The following is a 20,754-nucleotide window of genomic DNA, read 5'->3' on the forward strand; positions in this document are numbered from 1 at the left end:
GAGTGAACGTAAATGGGCAAAAAAATTGCAGTCCTGCTGACAGACTACTTTGAGGATTCCGAGTATGCCGAACCTGCCAAATCGTTCAAAGATGCCGGACATGAGCTGACGGTCATCGAAAAAGAAAAAGGCAAAACGGTGAAAGGAAAGCAGGGACAGGCAGAAGTTGAGACAGACGCATCGATAGACGAAGTCAGTCCCGCCGATTTTGACGCCTTATTGATTCCGGGCGGATTTTCTCCTGATATTTTAAGAGCGGATGGACGGTTTGTATCATTTGCAAAAGCCTTTATGGATGAGAAAAAGCCGGTATTTGCGATCTGCCACGGACCGCAGCTTTTGATCACGGCCAAGGCGCTTGACGGCAGAAGCGCGACAGGCTACACATCGATTCGCGTTGATTTGGAAAACGCCGGAGCCAAATTTCAGGACAAAGAAGTTGTCGTGTGCCAAGACCAGCTTGTCACGAGCCGGACGCCGGACGACATTCCGGCATTTACGCGTGAAGCATTGAAATTGCTCGGCTAAGCAAAAAAGACCGGATGTGATTCCGGTCTTTTTTTTGCTGAGAGCCTATTTGCGCAGTGCAGCGAGCTCTTCGGCGATCGCCTGCATTTCAGCTTGGGCTGAAGGATTTCTTTTTCATTACCATTTTGTGCAAATATTCAAGATCATCAAGCTTTTCATCGCTGAAGTCCTCCGCTTTGATGACGCTGATGTTCAGCATGTTTAATTTTTGCGAGATCTCTTCGACCATTTTGTTCAGCACGGCTGTTTTTTGATCAGACAATCGGGCACTTCCTTTCCCTCGGATTTCGTAGTCTTTATTGTAACAGAAATGCCTGAGAAGAAAAGGACCATTGTCAGGTAAAGCGATTTCGGCAAGCCAGGGAGATTGATCAGATTCGCAATCGGTCCCGGCCGCTCCGTCTTCTACGGCCTGGACGAGAATGATAAGGCCGGAAAAGACATAAAATAAGGCTGTGGCCGGTGCCAGCCGGCAATGGCCGGGAGATTCACAAAAGTATAGCTGCCGATAGGCTTGAATTCGGAAGGAGCCTCGCCGTTACATATTCCCCTTTTATGACCAAAACCGCTCCGATAAAAACCAAACATTTTATCTTCGGGCTGCCGAAACTTCTCCTCGATCAGAGGCAGATATTCTGACCAAAGTTGAAAAAATAAGAAAAAACTTTAGTATAAAATCAAATACGTTTTTCTTTTAGAAAAGAGGGGAAAGAAATGATAAAGGTGTTATTCGTCTGCCTCGGCAACATTTGCCGGTCGCCGATGGCGGAAGCGGTATTCAACGACATGCTCAACAAAAGCGGGCTTTGCCGACATATAGAAGCCGATTCGGCCGGCACCGGAAACTGGCATGTCGGCAAGCCGCCGCATGAAGGAACGCGCGCGTTGCTGGCGGAAAAGCGGATCAGCTGTGAGGGGCTGTACGCGAGACAGCTCACGGCAAATGACTTGGAAGTGTTTGATTACATCATTGCGATGGATGCTGAAAACGAAGGGAATATCAGAAGGATGGCGGGCTTCGCCGAAAAGCCCGTGATCAGGCGGCTTCTTGACTTTGTCGATGACAGCAAAACGAAAGATGTCCCAGATCCTTACTACACGGGGAATTTTGATGAGGTGTACGGGCTTGTAGCGGAAGGCTGCCGTCAACTGCTCAACGAAATCAAAAAAGAACACAATTTATAAAAAAAGGGAGAGATCTTTGATGAAAGGTGAACGCGTCGTTCTTAGAAACATCCTCCTCGGCGCCTCGGTCGGGGCGGTCATGTCACTCTTGCACAAACCGACAAGGGAAGCCTGCGGTGCGAAATTGTCGGCCTGCAAAAGCAAAGTCAAACTTTACCGGAACAATCCGAATCTGTTAACCGACTGCATCAAAGAGAAGATTGAAGAAACGAAAAAACTGTCGGCATCTGTTACAGACGACCTGAGTTTTTTAAATCAACAGATCAGGGAATTGAAGGAAACCACCCCTAAGGTGATCGAATTAATCGAGGAAACGAGGGAGCATTTCTCCAAAAAATCTGACAATCGTCTGGAGTGAGAAAAGTGGTGAGCTTTGTAAAAGAGCTGGTATGGCGCTTTCTGCTGCATGAAGGGCCGAGCAAATCAGCAGAACTTGCGTATTTTTTCCTTTTGTCCTTGTTTCCGTTCATGATCTTTTTGCTCACGCTGATCAGGTATGTACCCGTCAAGACCGCGGATGTCATCGGCCTGATCGCGCAGTACGCCCCTGAGAATACGCTTTCGATTATCGAAGAAACCCTCAAAACGGGAAACAGGGGGCTCCTTTCCTTCGGTATCATCGCGGCGGTATGGTCGGCTTCAAACGGAGTAAACGCGATTGTCAGGGCGTTTAACCATGCCTATGAAGTAAAGGAAACCCGCTCTTTTATTATGGTTCGCCTGACCTCGCTTTTCCTGACTGCGGCGCTTGTATTTACGATCCTAATCGCCCTGCTGCTTCCGGTATTCGGCAGAGTCATCGGCCATTTTATCGCAGGTCTCGACGGTACGCCGCACATGTTTCTAGCGGCTTGGTCAGCGATTCGCTGGGGAATCAGCCCGCTCGTCCTTTTGATCGTATTTACGGCTTTGTACCTTTTTGCGCCGAACAAACGGCTGTCATTTACATTCGTGCTTCCCGGCGCGATTGCGGCAACCGCAGGCTGGATCATCGTCAGTGTCGCATTTTCTTATTATGTCAGCGAATTCGCAAACTACAGCGCCACCTACGGAAGCCTCGGCGGAATCATCGCTTTGATGGTCTGGTTTTATTTAAGCGGAATGATGATTATTTTAGGAGGCGAAATCAATGCCCTTTTGCATAAACGTAAAATCATTCCTGAAAAAAATCCGGCAAAACGAGCAACCTAAAAAGGAACCTTTTAAAAAGTTCAAAGCGGAGGGATCATCTTGACAAAGCATACGAAAAAAGGCGGAAGCCATAACAAGCAAAACTCAAAGCAAAGCTCAAAACATAAAACGAGCGGAAGCGCCAACGGACAAAACGGATATCATTAAAGGTTCCCCGGCATTCAAAAAGGCCGTCTGCATTCATGCAGGCGGCTTTTTAAAGCGGTTTTGCCTCTGACGGATGCCGGATGCCTTTCATACCTTTAGATCTTCCAAAAAGCACGCCAAACCAGATCAAAGCCATCACAAGCGTAATGAAATAAAACAGATTCCCGTTCTCAAATGTTTGCATATACCAGCCCCCGGCGACGGGTCCGAAAATGCTTCCGAAGCTGAAGGTAATCCCGCACATCAAGTTTCCGGCCGGAAGAAGGTGCTTTGGGAGCAAATCGGCCATAAAGCTGATGCCGAGAGAAAAAGTCGAACCGACGGCCATTCCCGCCGCAAAAAAACATCCCGCTAAAAACGGCGAAGAATCGGAGAACCCTGCTGTAAAAAAACACCCCGCACCGACGGCCAAAATCACAAGCAGCACCTTTTTTCTCCCGAATTTGTCGCTCATGATGCCGAGCGGGTATTGAAACACGATGCTGCCGATGGCAAAAGCAGGCAAAATGATCGATACGCCTTCAACAGAGATCCCCGATCTGAGCGCATACACCGGGAAGTTCCCGTTGAGCGCGGTCTCTAAAAACCCGTAGCCAAACGTAGGCAAAAAGGCGACCCATCCAAGCAAAAACGCCTGGAAAAAGCGCTTCAGGCTGTTATCGGCCCTGGTGTCTCCCGCGCTTTTTTCAGGGAAGTCATTTTTCAGGAAGAAAATAAACAGCCAGGCCATTAGACTGAACGCACCCGAGATGATAAACGGCAAGGAAGGTGCAACCTCAACAAGCGGCGTTAAAAAAGGTCCAGCGGCAAATCCGAGCCCGAAAGAAAGCCCGTATAACGAAATATTCCGCCCTCGCTTTTTTTCAGACGACAGGGTCGTCACCCATGTCTGTGTTGAGAAATGGAGCATATGATCGCCGATCCCGATCAACAGCCGCAAAAAGAACCAGACGATATACGACTGAATCAACAAAAAACTGAACAGGCTTGCGACCACCATCATCCCGCCGATCACGATCAGCGGCTTAAAGCCGAGCCTTCTCAGCGGCGCTTCCATGAACGGGGAAGCGATCAACACGCCGATGTAGAGGCCTGTGGCGTGAAGTCCGTTCAAAGCCGCGGAATGTCCTTCCTGTTCAAAAATAACCGAAATGACCGGGAGCAGCATCCCTTGGGAAAATCCTGATATACTGACAATTAAAACGAGTATGAAAAAGTGAAATCGTGACATCGCCAATTCTCCTTATCGTGGTCCTTCTTTGATCGTACAACTAGAGGAAGTTTTTAGGCAAGACGATTTTCAGCAAGAGGTGAAAACGATGGAAATGAAATCGAATGAAAACGGTTTTTATGCCGATTTCGAATATGGCCGTCTTACGGTCTCCGGCCAAGAGGAAGCAGGGTTCAGGCCATATCAGCTCATGGTCGCTTCAATCGCGGCTTGCAGCGGGGAGGTCTTTCGCAAAATCCTTGAAAAAAAGCGGCTGCAACTAAAAGGTATGACCATCAAGGCCAAAGAAGAACGCGTACCGGAAGAAGCGAACCGTCTGAAAAGCATTCATCTGCATTTTATTTTGAAAGGAGAACGCCTAAGACCCGACATCATCGAAAAATCGCTGAAGGGGGCGATGAAAAACTGCGCGATGGTCAAGTCTCTTCAGGGCAGCATAGACATTACCGAATCGTTTGAAATTCTCTTGTAGGCGTTTCAATCATTCGCCGATGCGGAATAGAACAGTATGTCCGTATATAATCGGACGGGTTCGTGCAAAAATAACCTACAACGATACGTATGAAATGAGGAATCTTCCATGGGCCGTATTTTCTTTATAATGATGGCTGCAGGCGTTCCGCTGTCGATTGCCGGAAGCGTTTTGCATTGGCCGTCTACGCTGATGTTCATCATTTACTGCCTTACGATTATCGCGCTTGCCAGCTATATGGGGAGAGCGACAGAGAGCCTCGCGATTATCGCCGGCCCGAGGGTCGGCGGTCTATTAAATGCCACATTCGGCAATGCTGTGGAGCTGATCATTTCCATTTTCGCATTGAGAGAAGGGCTGATCGGAATCGTGCTCGCTTCCCTGACAGGTTCTGTACTCGGCAATCTTCTGCTTGTAGCGGGCCTGTCGTTTTTCATCGGCGGCCTTAAATACAAGAGGCAGGAGTTTAATGTTTATGATGCCAGGCATAATTCAGGCCTGCTCATGTTTGCGGTCATCGTGGCGTTCGTCATTCCGGAAGTGTTCACGATCAACATGATCGAGCCCAAGAAACTGACGATGAGCGTCGGGATCAGCATCATCATGATTTTGCTGTACTTGGCCGCGCTTTATTTTAAGCTTGTCAGCCATCGAGGGGTCTATCAGTCAAATCTCGAAGCCGAGGAAGAAAAAGAAGAGCCGGAATGGTCGGGAATGCGAGCTACGCTGATTTTGTTTTTGGCGACGCTTGCCGTGGCTTACATTTCGGAAAACCTCGTTCATACTTTTCATTCGGTTGCCAGACAATTCGGCTGGTCAGAGCTTTTTATCGGCGTCATCATTGTCGCGATCGTTGGAAACGCTGCAGAACATGCGTCAGCTGTCTTGATGGCTTTTAAAAACAAGATGGATATCGCGGTTGAAATCGCCATCGGTTCAACCCTGCAGATCGCGATGTTCGTCGCGCCGGTGCTTGTGATCTGTTCTCTGTTTTTCCCAACCGGGATGCCGCTCGTCTTTACTTTGCCTGAGCTTGTCGCGATGGCCTCCAGCGTTCTTTTGATGATCGTGATTTCCAACGACGGGGATACGAACTGGTTCGAAGGAGCGACATTATTGGCGGCGTATATCATTATGGGAATCGGTTTCTTTCTTCTTTAAAAAAAGATGGATAAAGGCGTCTGTTACGGAAAACACTAAAGAAAAAGGAACAGAAAGAGTGATAGTATGAAAAAGCTTTTGTGTTTTACGCTGACCGCGTTTTTATCCTTTAGTTTTTTCGCTGTACAGGAAGCAGATGCAGCTAAACCGATCAAGATTCCAAGCTCTGTCACTAACATTTCCAAAGAAAACACGTATCCGAACGCCTCGCAGGACCAGCCGCGGCTGCAGCCGAGCGAATTGGCCCAAGAACTTCTGAAAACATCAGATACGGCGATCGAAAACCCGCATTTGATTAAAATGCTGAATGAAACAAGCATTTCGGGAACACCGACCGCCATTGGATACAGAGCGACGATTTATTTGGGAAGATGGGCGCTGGGATACACGTCCAACGAAACCGTCGCAAACTGGGAATACCGCAAAATCAACACAAACCGCTTTGACAACAGGGGCGGAAAAGCGCCTGCCGAGCTGACTTATTCGCAGGAGCAGACGAGTAAAATCAAGGGCGGCTTAACCGCAAAAGTGCCGAAATCAGACGATGTAAAAAATATGATGATGCTCAAAGCCATGGAAAAAACGAAGCTGCCGCTTGCATTTGAAACTGTCGTAGGAGCCGGCACAAAGCGGGATCAGGTGTATAAGATTTCGCCGAAAAAGCTCGGCTACCTGAATGCATACGCCCCGGCCGTAAATGAAAAGGGGAAAGTCACTTACGGAGAAGTCTACCTCGTCCTAAGAGGCAATAAAAGAAAGCTTGTCGTCAAAAATATTACCTCACAAGGAATCGGAGCTTGGATTCCTGTACAGGATCACCTGACTTTCAGCTTTCAGCTGAGCAATCAGCCAAAATAAAAAAGCAAGCCGAAAAAGGCTTGCTTTTTTAGATTCTTGCTTTTCGGGAAGAAAAATCGACATTCTCGTAATAGCTGTTTTTCACCAATACATTCGGGCCGAGGCACCTCACGTTTGGACAATGGCAGCTCAGCTCCCGGGCAAGGTCTGTTTTTCTCCATCTGCTGTAGGCATCTGTCAGGCTGTCTGTTTGAATATTGCCGAGCGGCGGAGTATCGCCGAAATCCGTCACAATAATATTGCCGTCGAAAATATTCACGTTCAGACGGGAACGCCCGTCAGGATCATTTCTGACCGTGACATTTTTGGCTGCGCGAAGGCGCTCGAGGAGAGCGTGGTCTTCGGGATCGGAGCTGCACGCATAAAAAGGCAGGGTGCCGAACAGCATCCACGTATTCTCATCGCGGATGTCGAGAAGGCGATGAATCGCTTCCCTCATCTCCTTCAAGCTCAATGATTCGAGCGCGCTTGCAAAATCGCTCGGATACATCGGATGCACTTCATGGCGCTGGCATTTCATTTCCTCAACGATCTGGCGGTGAATATGTTCGATATGAGGAAGCGTCCGCTTGTTCAGCATTGTCTCAGCTGATACCATCACCCCTTCATTGACAAGCGTCCTGCTGTTTTCGATCATTTTCTCGAAATAGCGGGCGCGCTGCGCAAATGTCGGCTTCTTATCCATCATCGCAAAGCCGATTTCGGCAAAGTCCTCGACCGTTCCCCAGTTGTGCGAGATGTGAAGAACGTCCAAATAAGGGATGATCAGCTCATAGCGGCCGATATCGAGCGTCAGGTTTGAATTAATCTGCGTCCTGACGCCGCGCTCGTGCGCATATTTTAATAAAGGAACGACATATTCCTTTACCGATTTTAACGAAAGCATCGGCTCTCCGCCGGTAATGCTTAAAGAGCGGAGCCGCGGAATTTCATCAAGCCGTTTTAACAGCAGGCTGAGCGGAAGCGCGTTCGGATCCTTCGGCTGAAGGGTATACCCGACGGCACAGTGCTCGCAGCGCATATTGCAAAGTGTTGTTGTCGTAAATTCAACATTCGTCAGCTGCATATCGCCGTATTGGTCAACGTCCATATACGCTTCCCACGGATCATATTCCGGCGTGATCGGACGGACCGTCATTTTTTGTGTCATGGCATATCTAACTCCTTTATCGATAGGACATACTAATATAGCCCAACTATTCATTTTAGACCTCATCCCTGAGCTCTGCAAGTGAAGGATCATTGAAAAAAAGCGTGGAATAGGCTACCATAAAGGAACAAAAAGGAGGAGAAGCATGGGCAACGCAGTAACTGATAAAGCACAGCAAGTGAATTATTTGAAAAACAGATTGGATATGTTTATGTCTGTCATCGATTCTTTAGACCCTGAATCGACGGACATTGAAGATATTGACAGGCTGATCGGCATGCTTGACGACCTTGAAGCCAAGTATGAACGATTTAAAAAAGACTGGAAGTAAAACCGCGAGCCACCCCAAAGCCGCGGTTTTTTTCGTGTTTTCCAAGTGTTGCTTGGTATGAAAAACAGAGCTCTTTTGCACAATAAGGAAAAATGAAGCTGGGAGCGAAGATCATGAAACGAATCTGTGCCATATGCTGCGGATTTCTGATGATGCTGGCTTTTTCGGGCAATGCGCAAGCGATATCCAACAAGCCGTTTCATTGGGGATTCGCCAAAAGCAAAAACCATCAGCCGGTAGACGCGGGAAAAGAGTTCAACGAAATGTTAAAAAAGTACGACGCCTTTTATTTGGGCAATACAAAGGAAAAGACGATCTACTTAACGTTTGATAACGGCTATGAGAATGGATATACCCCGAAGGTGCTCGATGTCTTGAAAAAACAAAACGTCAAGGCGGCTTTCTTTGTGACAGGCCATTTTGTCAAAGACAAGCCCGAGCTCATCAAAAGGATGGCAGATGAAGGCCACATCATCGGCAACCACTCATTCCACCATCCAGACCTCACGACGAAAACGAGCCGCGTCATTCAAGAGGAATTGGAATCCGTCGATGAGGAAGTGTTTAAAATCACAGGCAAAAAGAACAATCTCTATTTGCGCCCGCCGCGGGGCGTATTCAGCGAACGGGTGCTGGCCGAAGCGAAAAAGCTCGGCTATCAGACCGTTTTCTGGTCAGTCGCCTTTGTCGACTGGAAAATCGACGCCCAAAGAGGCTGGAAATACGCCTATGACAACATGCTGAAACAGGCGCATCCAGGCGCCGTCTACCTGCTGCACACAGTGTCAAAAGACAATGCCGAGGCACTTGACAAGGCGATTACCGATTTGAAAAGAGAAGGGTATACATTCAAAAGCCTCGACGACCTGATGTTTGAAAAATATATGATGCTAAAGCCCCTATAATGAAAATCCTCCGGAAATCCGGAGGATTTTTCTTTAGGCTTAAAAATAATGCTTCCGGCTCTTTCAATTCCTCCAGGCAATCCCATAGAATAAAAAACCATTTTATATACATATATTACTAGATTTAAAAACGAAATAGGTTTATTATTATATTCGAAGGGGGAATTACCATGTCAAATTCAGTGAAGTCAGTCACATCACCTAAAAAATTTATCACGGGAAAACGATTGCTTGAGAATTTGAACGATTATATTAAAGATTTTGGCGACAAGGCTTACATCATTTGCGACGCATTTATTTTGGAACGGGCCCAAAAAGAAGCCGGAGAATCTATTAAAAAAGCAGGCAATCAAGCCGTTTTTGAAAAATTTAATTATGAGTGTACACAGGAAGAAATCGATCGAAACAGGGAGCTTGCACGCGAAGCGGGCGCGAACATCATCGTTGGGATCGGGGGCGGAAAAACGCTTGATACGGCAAAAGCGACAGCATATTATGAAAATCTGCCGGTCGTGATTTTCCCAACCATCGCTTCAACAGATGCTCCTTGTACGGCGCTGGCCGTCATCTATAAACATAGCGGAGCATTTGACCGCTATTTATTTTTGCCGACAAACCCTGACGTCGTTCTCGCTGACTCAGATATTTTATCTGCAGCGCCGCCGCGCTTTTTCGCCGCCGGAATCGGTGACGCGCTGGCGACATACTTTGAAGCGCGCGCATGCTATCGCGCCAACGGGGATAACCTTGTGCTGATGAAGCCTTCAACAACGGGCCTCGGCCTTGCCCGCCTTTGCTATGATACGCTATTGGAAAACGGCGTAAAAGCGATGCAGGCTGTCAAAAACGGAATTTCGACGCGCGCCGTGGAAGATACCATTGAAGCGACGATTTATTTGAGCGGAGTCGGCGCGGAATCAGGCGGTCTTGCCGCAGCCCACGCCATCCACAACGGAATGACGGCCGTACCGGCCCTTCATCATGCTCAGCACGGCGAAAAAGTCACCTTCGGCCTTCTCGCTCAGCTCGTCCTTGAAAACGTGCCGACAGAAGAATTGGAAACGGTCATCAACTTCATCAAAGGCGTCGGCCTCCCGCTGACATTAAAAGACCTTGGAGTCGAGGAATTCGTCGAAGAAGAATGGCGCCAAGTCGCTCAAAGCGCTTGTGCGGAAGGCGACACAATGGGCAACATGCCGTTCCCTGTCACACCTGACGACGTCTACAACGCCATCATCGCCGCCAACGCGATCGCAGAGTCTTATCACGATTAAGGCGGACAAGCTGCTTCCCGGGGAGGGGAGCAGTTTTTTATGTGCGACGAAATGGGGATTATGAGAATCTAAAAAAGCAGGCAGGGCGCCTGCTTATTCTTTTTCTCCGATGTCTTTTAGGTATTGTTCGCGTTCTTTTTTATCCGGATAGGCTGTTTTTATGTACTCTTCCATTTCTTTTTTCGTATATTCGCTCCAGTCGGTGAAGCGGTCTGCAACGTCTTTTGAATATCCCATACTACTTTTGTTAAAGGCGATGTGAATGAAGCGGTTTCCCCGATTGGTTTGAATAAGTTCGGGCTGTATTAAAAGTTGGATACCCGCCCGGCTTTTTATTTTTTCACCTTAATTTCAAACTCCGGTGCTTCAAGATCACCAGATATTCCCACATCTTCATTCCCGGGGGCCGTGAACGTGATGTCGTACGTTTTTTGCGAATGTGGCGGCGCTTCCAGCGTTTCCGGCTTGAATTGAAATTCATAGACATCGACAGGCGAAAGCGAGACCCGTTCGGTGTTTGTTCCATAATTGTTCACTTTGACCGTACAGTTCATCTCGCCGCCTTCTTCATTTCCGTCATAGCTGCATGAACTTTCTCTGCTTATGTACTCGACCGCATCAGAGCCCGTTGCGTTCCATTTCAAAAAAACCATCAATTGCTCGGTGACAAGCGGGTAAAGCGCGGTCAATCCCATTATAAACAGGAACAGCTTAAAGCGGATCCACGGCGTTTTTCTGTAATGGAGCGAAGCAAGCACGAATCCGGCAATAATGAGAAAAATACCGGCAACAGCGGCGTAATAAAGGCCGCCATGGCTCCGGGCGGGTCCGCCAAACATGCGGATGATCGCTTCGCCTGCCGGAAACTCCTGGTGGGTGTTGGCGCCAAACAGCAAACCGAACACAATCAGGCCGATTCCGACCGATCCTTTGTGAAGCTTCATGTTGCCCCTCCTTATTTATATCGTCTCATATAGTAGTCGAAGCGGAGCTCAAAAGGTTTCCTTTTTTACTTGAAAATGTCAAACCATCCTTTGTGGCGAAACCAGATGATCATGCCGGCGACGACGGCGGCCATGACGCCGAGTATGAAAAAATACCCGTAGCGCCAATGAAGTTCGGGCATGTTGTCAAAATTCATGCCGTATACGCCGACGATAAACGTCAGCGGAATGAAAATCGTCGATACAATCGTCAGCGTCATCATGATCGCGTTCATCCGGTTGGAGTTCAGCGTCTGGTAGCTGTCTCTTAAATCAGCGGTCATGTCGCGGTTGTTTTCGACGATTTCAGTCAGCTTGAGAAGATGGTCGTAGATGTCATTGTAATAGGCTTTTCGTTCGCGGTGATCTTTTAAATGCTCTATATTTAAGATCCGATAGAGCAAATCGCGCATCGGAATGATTGTTCTCCTGAGCTTCAAAAGATCGCTTCTGATGTCAAACACTTCGTTCATCAGCGTTCCAAACGTTTTCCGGTTGTCGCTTTCGGCAATTTCATTGAGCCGGTCTTCGATTTGATACAAGATTGGAAAATACTCATCGACAAGCTGATCCATAATCATATAGGCAATATGGTTCGGACCTTTCTTCCAAAGGGATTTGTCTTCTGAAAACCGCTTTCTCACCTTTTCAATACCCGTTGATTGATGAAAGTGGAATGAAACAACGTAATTTTTTCCGACGAATAGGTCGACTTCTTCAGAAGCTAAAGTTTTTTGATTTAAAGCATGAATAACGAAAAAAAGATATTCTTCATATTGATCAAGCTTCGGGCGCTGCAAATAATGAAAGCAGTCCTCAATCGACAATGGGTGAAAGTCAAAATGGTCTTTCAGCAAAGAAGCTTCCTCTTCAGTAGGCTGATCGAAATCGGTCCAATACCATTCTATCTCTTGATCTGCCAGCCTTTCCGTAGAAATGCCGGATAAAAGCCGTCCATCTTTTGTAATCGCGGTATGTGTAAACATTGGCAACCCTCCACCTTCATCATAGCATGCTCCCGGCACCTGGTATCATTCAGTTAAAAAATTAAATTTCCGCCGTTTTATAAGTGAAAAGCAAACATGGTATACTGTGGACAAAGAAGAAAAGGGATGGGAAGCCATGTGGAAGGAAATCGTAAGCGTATCACCCCCTTATCAATTCGACCGCGTTCTTGAGAGACTGTCTCTTGATCCGCTCAATGCGGTCAGCCTTGAACAACGGGAAGTCAGGCTCCCGCTTCGCAATCTGAAGAAAAAGCCGTCCGTCGTTACGGTCAAAGGGGCAGGGACGGCTGACGCTCCTCAATTTATCGTCAGCGGAACAGACGATCAGGAGTTCATGATGGAAGAAGTGAAGCGGATTTTCGGGTGGAAAGAAAGCCTTCAGCCCGTTTTGGATCATTTTTCAAAAACGAGCTTGTCCAAGCTGTTTGAAGATCATGCGGGAACGCCGCTAGTCCTCGATTTTCAGCTGTATCATTGCCTGATGAAATGCATCATCCACCAGCAGCTGAACCTGTCGTTCGCTTTTACGCTGACGGAGCGGTTCGTTCATACATTCGGCGAACTGAAAGACGGCGTCTGGTTTTATCCGCTTCCCGAAACGATTGCAAAGCTCGATTACGGCGATCTCCGCGACCTCCAGTTCAGCATGAGGAAGTCCGAATATGTGATCGATACATCAAGAATGATCGCTGAAGGGGAGTTAAACCTTGATGAGCTGTCATCGCTGACAGATGAAGACATCATGGAAAAGCTGGTGAAAATCAGAGGGATCGGCCCGTGGACCGTGCAAAACGTCCTGCTCTTCGGGCTCGGGCGCCCAAACCTGTTTCCGATGGCTGATATCGGCCTGCAAAAAGCGATCAAGCGCCATTTTGGCTTAACAGATAAACCGACAAAAGACGAAATGCTTGAAATGAGCAGGGAATGGCAGCCTTATTTAAGCTATGCTTCCCTGTATTTATGGAGGAGCATTGAATAGAAATGGAGAGAACATGAGTGAAACGTGAAAGCAAAAGATCATCAGCAGAAATAAAAGTCGGACAGCAATTTCCGCTGACGATCAAACGCCTCGGCATCAACGGCGAAGGCGTGGGCTATTTTAAGAAAAAAGTCGTCTTCGTTCCGGGCGCCCTGCCCGGCGAGGAAGTCGTCGTCGAGGCGACAAAGGTTCATCCGAAATTTTCCAAAGGCCGTGTCAAAAAGGTGCGCAAACGCTCGGAGCACCGTGTCAAACCGCCCTGCATCATCTATGAACAGTGCGGGGGCTGTCAGCTTCAGCACCTGGCATACGATCAGCAGCTGAAAGAAAAGCGGGACATCGTCATTCAGTCGCTTGAACGCCACACCCGCTTTGACATCGGCAAGATGGAGATCAGGCCGACGATCGGGATGGACAATCCGTGGCATTACCGGAATAAAAGCCAATTCCAGCTCGGCACGAAAAACGGAAAAATGGTTGCCGGCCTGTACGGGCTTGATTCGCATCGCCTCGTTCCGATTACTGAATGCATCGTCCAGCATCCGGGGACAAACAAAACGACGCAGACCGTCAAGCAGATTCTCGAGGACTTCGGCATCTCTGTCTATGATGAACGGAAGCGGACCGGCGATGTCCGGACGATCGTCACAAGAGTGGGCTTTGAAACGGGAGAGGTGCAGGTCGTGCTCGTCACAGCAAAAGACGAACTCCCGCGCAAGGAGCTGATAGCTGAAGAAATCAAAAAACGCCTGCCTGAGGTGACATCGGTCATCCAAAACGTCAACAAAGCGAAAACATCGGTGATCTTCGGCGAAGATACAAGGCTGCTTGCCGGCAATATGGTCATTCAGGAATTTCTCGGAGACGTCTCATTTGAGCTGAGCGCCCGCGCCTTTTTTCAGCTCAACCCGATCCAGACCGTCAAGCTCTACGACGAAGTGAAAAAAGCCGCCAAGCTGACCGGCACAGAAAAGGTCGTCGACGCCTACTGCGGGGTCGGCACGATCGGAATGTGGCTCGCAGACGGCGCCGGAGATATCCGCGGCATGGACGTCATAAAAGAATCGATCGAAGATGCCAACAAAAACATGAAAAAGCACGGCATCGAAAACGCCCGATATGTCACAGGCACGGCCGAACACTGGCTGCCAAAATGGACGAAAGAAGGCTTCCGCCCTGACGTCGTCATCGTCGACCCGCCGAGAACCGGCTGCGACCGGACGTTTTTGGACACGATCAAACAGGTCAAGCCGAAGCGGTTCGTCTACGTCTCATGCAACCCGTCAACGCTCGCCAAAGACCTGCAGTATGTAGCGAAAGATTACCGCGTCGAATATATTCAGCCTGTCGATATGTTTCCGCAGACCGCCCATGTGGAGAGTGTCGTATCGCTCAAGCTGAAATAAAACGCCTTCCACAAGGCGTTTTTTAGCGGAATCACAAGGAGGTACAAACGATGAAAAGACTCTGCATCATCCCCTGCGGCAAGAAAAAGATCTGGGATGTCGACCCGTCTAAGGGGCCGTCTGCCGCGCGGGACGTGTATCTCAGCCCGTTCCATCAGGCGTGCCGTACATATGCGCAAACCTTTTTTGCCGATTGGACGATCCTCTCCGCCAAGCACGGTTTTCTGCGGCCGGACGATATCGTGCCGGAAAACTACGATGTCACCTTCGGCATTCGCCACCCGGAGATCATGCCGCTTGATGAGCTGAAGGCGCAAGCCGAACAGAAACACCTCACGCAATACGATGAAATCGTGATGCTCGGCGGAAAAAAATACCGTCCCGTCCTTCTGAGCGTGTTTGGAAAAGAGCAGCAAATCACCTATCCGCTGGCCGGGTACCGGGGAATCGGCTACATGCTTCAGGCGCTGAAAGAGGCCGCGGATGAAAGATTAGAACTTGGGACAAAATGAGTTTTTTCATTTTGTCTCTTTTTTTATGAAAAGTGTAACAAATGAACCATTTGCGGCCACTAAATACTTGGGAAGAAAAATGTCAGGTGCCCACAGGTTTGGGGATTCAGCCGGCGGTCAAAACGATCGCTTTTTTTCATTGCCAAACATGTGTTGAAAAAGGCTTTTCGCTCCAAGCAGCATAGAGCCGGTCCAGGAGCATCTTTTTCACAGGAAAAACGAAATGGAGGGATACCATGGAGGATAAGACGCGCTATATTATTCGCGATTTGCTTCCTCTGTACCGGGAAGGACTGCTGAGCGAAGAGACCGCGAAGTGGTTTGAGGAGCAGGTCAAAAACAACCCGGAATACAAAAAGCTGGCGACAGAAACCCCGCTTCCAAAGAAAATCATCGATCACAGGCTTTCTCTTTATCAGATCTTGTTTACGGCCATTTCTTTTTTTCTCGCGATCAAAACGTCGCTTTTAAATGGAAGCTTTGGCTTCATATTATGGTATGCGGTCCTTGGCCTCTTCATCTATCTGTTCTACCGGAATGTTAGAATTGTTTTCCTGCTCTCATTTGTTCCGATTTTCATTTGGGGAGTTGCCGATTCGCTTGCAGAACTCGCCGGCGGGGAGGCCATCGGGGGAACGACGCTTGGGGAATATGTGATCAGCTCGATTTGCGGGGCGGTCTGGCTCGCCGTGATTCACTGTTTATTCGCCATTGTCGGAAGCTTTATCGGCTGGCTGTGCATCAAACTGGCAGAAAGCGGGTCATGTCATGAAAAAGAAAATCGTATATAGTGTGCTCCTTTTCATTACCGTAGCTTTCGTACTTGCCGCATACAATTCATTTAACGGCAACCCGGTAAGCGGGATGTTGTCGAAAAAAGCGCTGGAGCGTTATTTGGCAGAGCGCTATCCTGACAAGGAGCTGGAAATTGAAGAGGGCGTATACAACTTTAAGTTTGCGGAATATGTGTTTGATGTCACGGAAGTTGGCGATCAAACAAGAACGTATCAGTTCACGCTTACGGGGTTTTTCAAACCGGAGGTCAACATTGACGGCATTCACGATGCGAATCTTGATGAGCAGTTGATGAAGCGGCTGGGCGGCGAAGCTTCAAAAGAACTGAAAGCAGTTTTAGAGCGAAAAGTGAGGCATCTCGTGGACGCCGACGTTTATCTGGAGGTTTTAAAGGACAAACTCGCAGATAACGCAAAATGGAGCAAAGACATCAAGCTCGATGGACCGATGCAAATCGAACTTGTACTGGATGCGGCAGACAGCAATCAGGAAGACATTTATCGCGCCGCGAAAACGGTTCAGCATGTTTTGAAAGATCAAGGATATGATTATGAATATGTCAATATCAACGCAAATGATTTTGCTGGAGAGGACACAAAAGATATGGAAAGCGGTTATGTCAAATATGCCGTATCGTTTGAAAAAGGCGCTGATATCAAGCTCAGCGATGTTGAAACACTCAATCAATAAACCATTCACCCCTATTTCCTGCGATTGGAGATAGGGATTTATTCTTTTTTCATTCCGCTGCAAAAAGAGACGACCGTCTGTTTCACAAATGCGTCTTTTACAATTTTTTGAAATCGGCCTGCAGCAAGCGCATTTGAGGAGAAAAATCCGTATAAAGTTGTCAGAAACACGAAAGCCTGCGAACCTGCATCACCTGCTTTGACCAGGTCTTTCTTTTGCATTGCGACAATATAATCTATCACATAACGAAGGAGTTCTTCCGTGTGCTCCAAAATAAAACCAAACAGATCAGAAAGCCTTTCTCCCTCTTGGACGGCGATAAGATACAGCGGTTTGTTGTTTTCCATGAGCTGCAGATAGGATTCGGCAATCAGCGTTAAATCTTTTTCCAAATCCCATGTAATGCTGTTTTCAAAGATCGTTTTAAAGGCGGGGATATATGAAAATTTTTGAACGGCGGCTTCCAAAAGTCCTTTTTTTGTTTTGAAATGCCGGTAAACCGTCATTTCGCTTACGCCTGCAGAAAGGGCGATATCCTTGATCGTCACTGATGTAAATCCGTCATTTTGCATTAAGTCCAAGGCAGCAGAAATAATCCGGTCGTTCGTCTCTTGCATGCATGAATCCCTCCATTTTATGATAGTTAGTAGTAACTAACATCAGTCTAAACAGGCGGCATTTGCATGTCAAGCTGTTTAAAAATGGACGAAAAGGAGTTTTACAGATGGCAAACGTATTAATCGTAAACTTTCCGGCAGAAGGTCACGTCAATCCAACTTTAGGCATCACAAAGGCCTTTGTTGACAGGGGAGACAATGTTCATTACATTACAACGGAAATATTTAAAGACAGGTTGGAAGGTGTAGGTGCGACTGTCCATCTGCATGAAGATTTGCTTAGAACCGCGAGCATCGATCCGGGGTCTCCTTCCGGTCTTCTTTCGTTTTTGAAGATTCACCTGCGGACATCGCTGTATATATTGGAGGTCGTGAAGGAACTGGCCAAAAGCATTCAGTTTGATTTCGTTTATTATGATACATTCTGTGCGGGGGAACTGGTCAGGGATTATTTAAATATCCCGGGAGTCGCGTCATCTGCTTCATTCCTATTCGGAGAGGAGCATCTGGATATTCTGCCGCTGCACCCGGATTCGGGCGTGCCGCTCAAAATGGACAAAGAATGTGAAGACCTGCTTGCCGAGATCAAAGAAACATACGGAGTGTCCCCGCGCCATGTCTCTCAATTTATGAGCAACCGGGCTGAGTTGACCGTCGTGTATACTAGCCGTTATTTCCAGCCTGAGAGCGGCCGGTACGGGGATGACTATTTGTTTATCGGCCCGAGCTTTCCGAAACGGCTGGACAAAAAGCACGACTTTCCGCTTGAGAAGCTAAAGGAGAAGAGGGTCATTTATATTTCAATGGGCACGGTTTTGGACAAAACGGCGGAATTTTTCAACTTGTGCATTGATGCGTTTTCTTGTTTTGAAGGCATCGTGGTGATAGCGGCGGGAGAAAGAGCCGACTTCTCGCATTTGAAGGATGTTCCCGAAAACTTCATCATAGCCCCTTATGTTCCGCAGCTTGAAGTGTTGAAAGAAACGGATGTATTCATTACCCATGGAGGAATGAACAGCGTAAATGAAAGCATCCATTTTCAGGTTCCGATGGTCGTCGTGCCCCATGATAAGGATCAGCCGATGATCGCCGCGCGGCTTGCTGAATTGAATGCAGGCTATACGATTTTCAAAGACAAGCTTGATGCGAACACATTGCGGCACGCTGCAGATCAAGTATTGAACAACAGCCTATATAAAGAAAACATTCAAAAAATCGAAGAGAGCTTCCAGAGCAGCATGGAGATAAACGAAGCGCTTAAAGTTATTGATCAATATGCCGCCCAAAAAGCAAACCGCTAACCGGTTTGCTTTTTTTTGCTAATTGCGATGCATAATTCGCCTGAAAAAGAAAAAAATAGAATGAATAAATTTTGAGAAAGGGTGTTGTGCAATGCGCAAATTATGGCTGTCTTTATTGGTAATCGCGCCGTTGTCCTTCTTCGCCCCGCTTTCTGAGGCGCATGGGGAAACGCGCGATCTTACAGAGCAGCAAAAAAATGAACTGGCTTCGATGCAAAGGGATATTATGGAGAAGAAAAAACAGCTGATCAACAAGTATGTCGAGTACGGAATTATCGATCAAGAGAGAGGGAAAGAGATCAAATCCCATATTGAGCAACGCTATGAAAAAGAGAAAAAGAACGGGTTTATGCCGAAGTGGCATCATGACAAGGAAAAGAAGTTCTATAAACATCATATGCCATAAAAACGCATGCCTCGGAATGACAGCGTCAATTTCTTCGTGACAAAAGTGTAAAGACAGGTGTAAACTAATACTCATGTAAAATCAGCTAAGAGGTGAGTGAGTATGAAGAACAACCGTCCGGCTTCCGAGCGGAAGCTGCTCGGCGTTGCTGGTCTCGGCTGGCTTTTTGATGCCATGGACGTCGGAATATTGTCGTTTATTATCGCTGCTTTACACAAGGAATGGAAATTGACGCCTGAAGAGATGAGCTGGATCGGCAGCATCAACTCAATCGGCATGGCTGTCGGGGCTTTTTTATTCGGGCTATTGGCCGATCGCATCGGCCGTAAAAACGTATTTATCATTACCCTGCTGTTTTTCTCGGTGGGCAGCGGCTTATCTGCTTTTACAACGACACTTGCGGCATTTTTGGTTTTGCGCTTTGTTGTCGGCATGGGGCTGGGAGGAGAGCTTCCGGTCGCATCAACGCTCGTATCGGAGACCGTTGCCCCCGAGTGGCGGGGAAGGGTCGTCGTCCTGCTGGAAAGCTTTTGGGCATTCGGCTGGCTGGCCGCAGCACTGATTTCGTATTTTATTATTCCGCATTACGGCTGGCAGATCGCCTTGCTCATTACCGCGCTTCCGGCGTTTTATGCGCTGTATCTGCGCCTGGCGCTTCCCGACTCGCCAAAATACGGCACGATTGCTAAAGAGCGGAAGCCGTCCATCGTTGACAATATAAAAAGCGTCTGGTCCGCCCGCTTCGTCCGTCCGACGGCGATGCTGTGGATCGTCTGGTTTTGCGTCGTTTTTTCCTATTACGGGATGTTTTTATGGCTGCCGAGCGTGATGGTCATGAAAGGATTCAGCATGATTCAAAGCTTTGAATATGTATTGGTCATGACTTTGGCCCAGCTGCCCGGCTATTTCTCGGCCGCCTGGCTGATCGAGAAAGCCGGCCGGAAAATGGTCCTCATTCTTTACCTACTCGGAACAGCCGCCAGCGCCTACTTTTTCGGAACGGCCGAGTCGCTCGCCCTCCTGTTGGCGGCAGGAATGTTTTTATCATTCTTCAACCTTGGCGCATGGGGAGCGCTTTACGCGTATACGCCTGAGCAGTACCCGACGCAGATCAGGGGGACCGGCGCCGGAATGGCCGCTGCGTTCGGCAGAATCGGCGGGATTTTGGGGCCGCTCCTTGTGGGCAGTCTCGTCAGCCAAGGCACATCGCTTTCCGTCATTTTCCTGATCTTCTGCCTGGCGGTTTTGGCAGCCGTCGGCGCGGTTCTCTTTTTGGGAACGGAAACGAAGCAGCAAGAGCTTGCTTAGTTGTGCGAAGGGCGTAAAGAGGGATCGGAAAAGGATAAACATCGCTTAAAGACGTTGAGAGAAGGTGAGCCGCACCTTCTCTTTTTGTGAAAATAGTACTATTGATGCAAAAGCCTGAACAGAATAGAATCGTAATAAGAACAAAATATCGGCGGGTTTGTTACTGGTAAAGCAGGCAAGACCTAAAATATGACGAAGGACCCACTCCTTTCAGTGCGCTTTCTTGCGCCTATCGGCAGACGTCCTTCGCATGTTTTAGGTCTTTTTTCGTTCTTTGGCCGGCGCGTTTTTCCCGAATGTCACATTTTTCATTTTGA

24 protein-coding genes and 1 pseudogene are annotated in these 20,754 nt (G+C 48.0%); 18 read left to right on the forward strand and 7 right to left on the reverse strand.

The features are described 5' to 3' along the window. The first annotated feature begins 12 nt into the window (after positions 1–12). Positions 13–528, forward strand: coding sequence for a type 1 glutamine amidotransferase domain-containing protein (locus tag NSQ39_RS04645; protein ID WP_046131029.1), 516 nt, complete (start codon positions 13–15; stop codon positions 526–528). Between the two features lie 45 nt (positions 529–573). On the opposite strand, the pseudogene NSQ39_RS04650 reads toward NSQ39_RS04645, so the two are convergent. Further along, a pseudogene (locus NSQ39_RS04650) lies at positions 574–757 on the reverse strand (DUF1128 domain-containing protein). A gap of 485 nt (positions 758–1,242) precedes the next feature. Here NSQ39_RS04650 and NSQ39_RS04655 point away from each other — a divergent pair. From NSQ39_RS04655 to NSQ39_RS04665, 3 genes are read left to right on the forward strand one after another with little or no spacing between them, the layout of a single operon-like run. After that, positions 1,243–1,713 (forward strand): low molecular weight protein-tyrosine-phosphatase, encoded by a 471-nt coding sequence (locus tag NSQ39_RS04655; protein WP_175076903.1) that lies wholly within the window; start codon positions 1,243–1,245, stop codon positions 1,711–1,713. Between the two features lie 19 nt (positions 1,714–1,732). Beyond that, complete coding sequence (locus NSQ39_RS04660) at positions 1,733–2,071, forward strand: hypothetical protein (RefSeq protein ID WP_175076902.1); 339 nt, start codon at positions 1,733–1,735, stop codon at positions 2,069–2,071. 8 nt (positions 2,072–2,079) lie between these two features. Further along, positions 2,080–2,904 carry a YihY/virulence factor BrkB family protein gene (locus NSQ39_RS04665; protein ID WP_046131031.1) on the forward strand — a complete coding sequence of 275 codons (825 nt, stop codon included), beginning with the start codon at positions 2,080–2,082 and terminating at the stop codon, positions 2,902–2,904. A 196-nt stretch (positions 2,905–3,100) separates the two neighbouring features. Here the strand turns inward: NSQ39_RS04665 and NSQ39_RS04670 are convergent, their stop codons facing one another. Next, a complete protein-coding gene (locus NSQ39_RS04670; RefSeq protein ID WP_175076901.1) occupies positions 3,101–4,282 on the reverse strand; it encodes an MFS transporter in 1,182 nt (393 codons plus the stop codon). Between the two features lie 88 nt (positions 4,283–4,370). On the opposite strand from NSQ39_RS04670, the gene NSQ39_RS04675 reads away from it, so the two are divergent. The 3 genes from NSQ39_RS04675 (at position 4,371) to NSQ39_RS04685 (ending at position 6,773) form a co-directional block, all read left to right on the forward strand. Then, the gene (locus NSQ39_RS04675) at positions 4,371–4,754 is read left to right on the forward strand and encodes an OsmC family protein (RefSeq protein ID WP_175076900.1); all 384 of its coding nucleotides are present in this window, start codon (positions 4,371–4,373) and stop codon (positions 4,752–4,754) included. A gap of 108 nt (positions 4,755–4,862) precedes the next feature. Continuing rightward, complete coding sequence (gene cax / locus NSQ39_RS04680; RefSeq protein WP_175076899.1) at positions 4,863–5,915, forward strand: calcium/proton exchanger; 1,053 nt, start codon at positions 4,863–4,865, stop codon at positions 5,913–5,915. A gap of 66 nt (positions 5,916–5,981) precedes the next feature. Then, on the forward strand, positions 5,982–6,773 hold the full coding sequence (locus NSQ39_RS04685) for a YfkD famly protein (protein ID WP_046131021.1): 792 nt from the start codon (positions 5,982–5,984) through the stop codon (positions 6,771–6,773). Between the two features lie 28 nt (positions 6,774–6,801). Here NSQ39_RS04685 and yfkAB read toward each other — a convergent pair whose 3' ends face one another. Continuing rightward, positions 6,802–7,923 (reverse strand): radical SAM/CxCxxxxC motif protein YfkAB, encoded by a 1,122-nt coding sequence (gene yfkAB / locus NSQ39_RS04690; RefSeq protein ID WP_046131020.1) that lies wholly within the window; start codon positions 7,921–7,923, stop codon positions 6,802–6,804. Between the two features lie 145 nt (positions 7,924–8,068). On the opposite strand from yfkAB, the gene NSQ39_RS04695 reads away from it, so the two are divergent. The 3 genes from NSQ39_RS04695 to NSQ39_RS04705 all read left to right on the forward strand — a co-directional run bounded on the left by NSQ39_RS04695 (position 8,069) and on the right by NSQ39_RS04705 (position 10,433). Beyond that, the gene (locus tag NSQ39_RS04695) at positions 8,069–8,254 is read left to right on the forward strand and encodes an SE1561 family protein (RefSeq protein ID WP_046131019.1); all 186 of its coding nucleotides are present in this window, start codon (positions 8,069–8,071) and stop codon (positions 8,252–8,254) included. 113 nt (positions 8,255–8,367) lie between these two features. Further along, a complete protein-coding gene (gene pdaA / locus NSQ39_RS04700) occupies positions 8,368–9,159 on the forward strand; it encodes a delta-lactam-biosynthetic de-N-acetylase (protein ID WP_046131018.1) in 792 nt (263 codons plus the stop codon). A gap of 170 nt (positions 9,160–9,329) precedes the next feature. Beyond that, positions 9,330–10,433, forward strand: a complete 1,104-nt coding sequence (locus NSQ39_RS04705) for a glycerol dehydrogenase (protein WP_175076898.1) — start codon at positions 9,330–9,332, stop codon at positions 10,431–10,433. Positions 10,434–10,526: 93 nt separating this feature from the next. Here NSQ39_RS04705 and NSQ39_RS04710 read toward each other — a convergent pair whose 3' ends face one another. The 3 genes from NSQ39_RS04710 to corA all read right to left on the reverse strand — a co-directional run bounded on the left by NSQ39_RS04710 (position 10,527) and on the right by corA (position 12,402). Then, positions 10,527–10,670, reverse strand: a complete 144-nt coding sequence (locus NSQ39_RS04710) for a hypothetical protein (protein WP_236809826.1) — start codon at positions 10,668–10,670, stop codon at positions 10,527–10,529. Between the two features lie 95 nt (positions 10,671–10,765). Then, on the reverse strand, positions 10,766–11,377 hold the full coding sequence (locus NSQ39_RS04715; protein WP_175076897.1) for a hypothetical protein: 612 nt from the start codon (positions 11,375–11,377) through the stop codon (positions 10,766–10,768). A 65-nt stretch (positions 11,378–11,442) separates the two neighbouring features. Beyond that, positions 11,443–12,402 carry a magnesium/cobalt transporter CorA gene (corA, locus tag NSQ39_RS04720; RefSeq protein WP_175076896.1) on the reverse strand — a complete coding sequence of 320 codons (960 nt, stop codon included), beginning with the start codon at positions 12,400–12,402 and terminating at the stop codon, positions 11,443–11,445. Between the two features lie 136 nt (positions 12,403–12,538). Here corA and NSQ39_RS04725 point away from each other — a divergent pair, with 136 nt between their 5' ends. The 5 genes from NSQ39_RS04725 (at position 12,539) to NSQ39_RS04745 (ending at position 16,805) form a co-directional block, all read left to right on the forward strand. Continuing rightward, positions 12,539–13,402 carry a DNA-3-methyladenine glycosylase family protein gene (locus NSQ39_RS04725; RefSeq protein ID WP_175076895.1) on the forward strand — a complete coding sequence of 288 codons (864 nt, stop codon included), beginning with the start codon at positions 12,539–12,541 and terminating at the stop codon, positions 13,400–13,402. Between the two features lie 17 nt (positions 13,403–13,419). Further along, positions 13,420–14,808 (forward strand): 23S rRNA (uracil(1939)-C(5))-methyltransferase RlmD, encoded by a 1,389-nt coding sequence (gene rlmD, locus NSQ39_RS04730; RefSeq protein ID WP_175076894.1) that lies wholly within the window; start codon positions 13,420–13,422, stop codon positions 14,806–14,808. A gap of 50 nt (positions 14,809–14,858) precedes the next feature. Next, positions 14,859–15,320, forward strand: coding sequence for a DUF6884 domain-containing protein (locus tag NSQ39_RS04735; protein ID WP_175076893.1), 462 nt, complete (start codon positions 14,859–14,861; stop codon positions 15,318–15,320). A gap of 236 nt (positions 15,321–15,556) precedes the next feature. After that, positions 15,557–16,111, forward strand: coding sequence for a hypothetical protein (locus NSQ39_RS04740; protein ID WP_046131011.1), 555 nt, complete (start codon positions 15,557–15,559; stop codon positions 16,109–16,111). Next, on the forward strand, positions 16,089–16,805 hold the full coding sequence (locus NSQ39_RS04745; protein WP_046131010.1) for a YfjL-like protein: 717 nt from the start codon (positions 16,089–16,091) through the stop codon (positions 16,803–16,805). The genes NSQ39_RS04740 and NSQ39_RS04745 overlap by 23 nt, the downstream gene beginning before the upstream one ends. A gap of 38 nt (positions 16,806–16,843) precedes the next feature. Here NSQ39_RS04745 and NSQ39_RS04750 read toward each other — a convergent pair whose 3' ends face one another. After that, complete coding sequence (locus tag NSQ39_RS04750; RefSeq protein ID WP_175076892.1) at positions 16,844–17,422, reverse strand: TetR/AcrR family transcriptional regulator; 579 nt, start codon at positions 17,420–17,422, stop codon at positions 16,844–16,846. Between the two features lie 107 nt (positions 17,423–17,529). Between NSQ39_RS04750 and NSQ39_RS04755 the strand changes: the two genes are divergently transcribed. The 3 genes from NSQ39_RS04755 (at position 17,530) to NSQ39_RS04765 (ending at position 20,437) form a co-directional block, all read left to right on the forward strand. Continuing rightward, complete coding sequence (locus NSQ39_RS04755; protein ID WP_175076891.1) at positions 17,530–18,723, forward strand: macrolide family glycosyltransferase; 1,194 nt, start codon at positions 17,530–17,532, stop codon at positions 18,721–18,723. Between the two features lie 91 nt (positions 18,724–18,814). Further along, positions 18,815–19,129 carry a YckD family protein gene (locus NSQ39_RS04760; RefSeq protein WP_046131007.1) on the forward strand — a complete coding sequence of 105 codons (315 nt, stop codon included), beginning with the start codon at positions 18,815–18,817 and terminating at the stop codon, positions 19,127–19,129. A gap of 102 nt (positions 19,130–19,231) precedes the next feature. Beyond that, on the forward strand, positions 19,232–20,437 hold the full coding sequence (locus NSQ39_RS04765) for an MFS transporter (protein ID WP_175076890.1): 1,206 nt from the start codon (positions 19,232–19,234) through the stop codon (positions 20,435–20,437). The last annotated feature ends 317 nt before the right edge of the window (positions 20,438–20,754 follow it).

It is taken from the genome of Bacillus sp. FSL W8-0848, from assembly GCF_038007805.1.
GTDB classification, from domain to species: Bacteria; Bacillota; Bacilli; order Bacillales; family Bacillaceae; genus Bacillus; species Bacillus glycinifermentans.

What these genes read in the sequence shown, in the direction of transcription:
- NSQ39_RS04645 (WP_046131029.1), top strand. Translation starts at nt 13, where the DNA reads ATGGGCAAAAAAATTGCAGTCCTGCTGACAGACTACTTTGAGGATTCC.
- NSQ39_RS04675 (WP_175076900.1), top strand. Translation starts at nt 4,371, where the DNA reads ATGGAAATGAAATCGAATGAAAACGGTTTTTATGCCGATTTCGAATAT.
- NSQ39_RS04710 (WP_236809826.1), bottom strand. Translation starts at nt 10,670, where the DNA reads ATGGGATATTCAAAAGACGTTGCAGACCGCTTCACCGACTGGAGCGAA.
- pdaA (WP_046131018.1), top strand. Translation starts at nt 8,368, where the DNA reads ATGAAACGAATCTGTGCCATATGCTGCGGATTTCTGATGATGCTGGCT.
- NSQ39_RS04695 (WP_046131019.1), top strand. Translation starts at nt 8,069, where the DNA reads ATGGGCAACGCAGTAACTGATAAAGCACAGCAAGTGAATTATTTGAAA.
- NSQ39_RS04735 (WP_175076893.1), top strand. Translation starts at nt 14,859, where the DNA reads ATGAAAAGACTCTGCATCATCCCCTGCGGCAAGAAAAAGATCTGGGAT.
- NSQ39_RS04715 (WP_175076897.1), bottom strand. Translation starts at nt 11,377, where the DNA reads ATGAAGCTTCACAAAGGATCGGTCGGAATCGGCCTGATTGTGTTCGGT.
- NSQ39_RS04755 (WP_175076891.1), top strand. Translation starts at nt 17,530, where the DNA reads ATGGCAAACGTATTAATCGTAAACTTTCCGGCAGAAGGTCACGTCAAT.
- NSQ39_RS04765 (WP_175076890.1), top strand. Translation starts at nt 19,232, where the DNA reads ATGAAGAACAACCGTCCGGCTTCCGAGCGGAAGCTGCTCGGCGTTGCT.
- corA (WP_175076896.1), bottom strand. Translation starts at nt 12,402, where the DNA reads ATGTTTACACATACCGCGATTACAAAAGATGGACGGCTTTTATCCGGC.
- NSQ39_RS04670 (WP_175076901.1), bottom strand. Translation starts at nt 4,282, where the DNA reads ATGTCACGATTTCACTTTTTCATACTCGTTTTAATTGTCAGTATATCA.
- NSQ39_RS04685 (WP_046131021.1), top strand. Translation starts at nt 5,982, where the DNA reads ATGAAAAAGCTTTTGTGTTTTACGCTGACCGCGTTTTTATCCTTTAGT.
- NSQ39_RS04660 (WP_175076902.1), top strand. Translation starts at nt 1,733, where the DNA reads ATGAAAGGTGAACGCGTCGTTCTTAGAAACATCCTCCTCGGCGCCTCG.
- NSQ39_RS04750 (WP_175076892.1), bottom strand. Translation starts at nt 17,422, where the DNA reads ATGCAAGAGACGAACGACCGGATTATTTCTGCTGCCTTGGACTTAATG.
- NSQ39_RS04740 (WP_046131011.1), top strand. Translation starts at nt 15,557, where the DNA reads ATGGAGGATAAGACGCGCTATATTATTCGCGATTTGCTTCCTCTGTAC.
- yfkAB (WP_046131020.1), bottom strand. Translation starts at nt 7,923, where the DNA reads ATGACACAAAAAATGACGGTCCGTCCGATCACGCCGGAATATGATCCG.
- NSQ39_RS04705 (WP_175076898.1), top strand. Translation starts at nt 9,330, where the DNA reads ATGTCAAATTCAGTGAAGTCAGTCACATCACCTAAAAAATTTATCACG.
- NSQ39_RS04760 (WP_046131007.1), top strand. Translation starts at nt 18,815, where the DNA reads ATGCGCAAATTATGGCTGTCTTTATTGGTAATCGCGCCGTTGTCCTTC.
- NSQ39_RS04655 (WP_175076903.1), top strand. Translation starts at nt 1,243, where the DNA reads ATGATAAAGGTGTTATTCGTCTGCCTCGGCAACATTTGCCGGTCGCCG.
- cax (WP_175076899.1), top strand. Translation starts at nt 4,863, where the DNA reads ATGGGCCGTATTTTCTTTATAATGATGGCTGCAGGCGTTCCGCTGTCG.
- NSQ39_RS04725 (WP_175076895.1), top strand. Translation starts at nt 12,539, where the DNA reads ATGTGGAAGGAAATCGTAAGCGTATCACCCCCTTATCAATTCGACCGC.
- NSQ39_RS04745 (WP_046131010.1), top strand. Translation starts at nt 16,089, where the DNA reads ATGAAAAAGAAAATCGTATATAGTGTGCTCCTTTTCATTACCGTAGCT.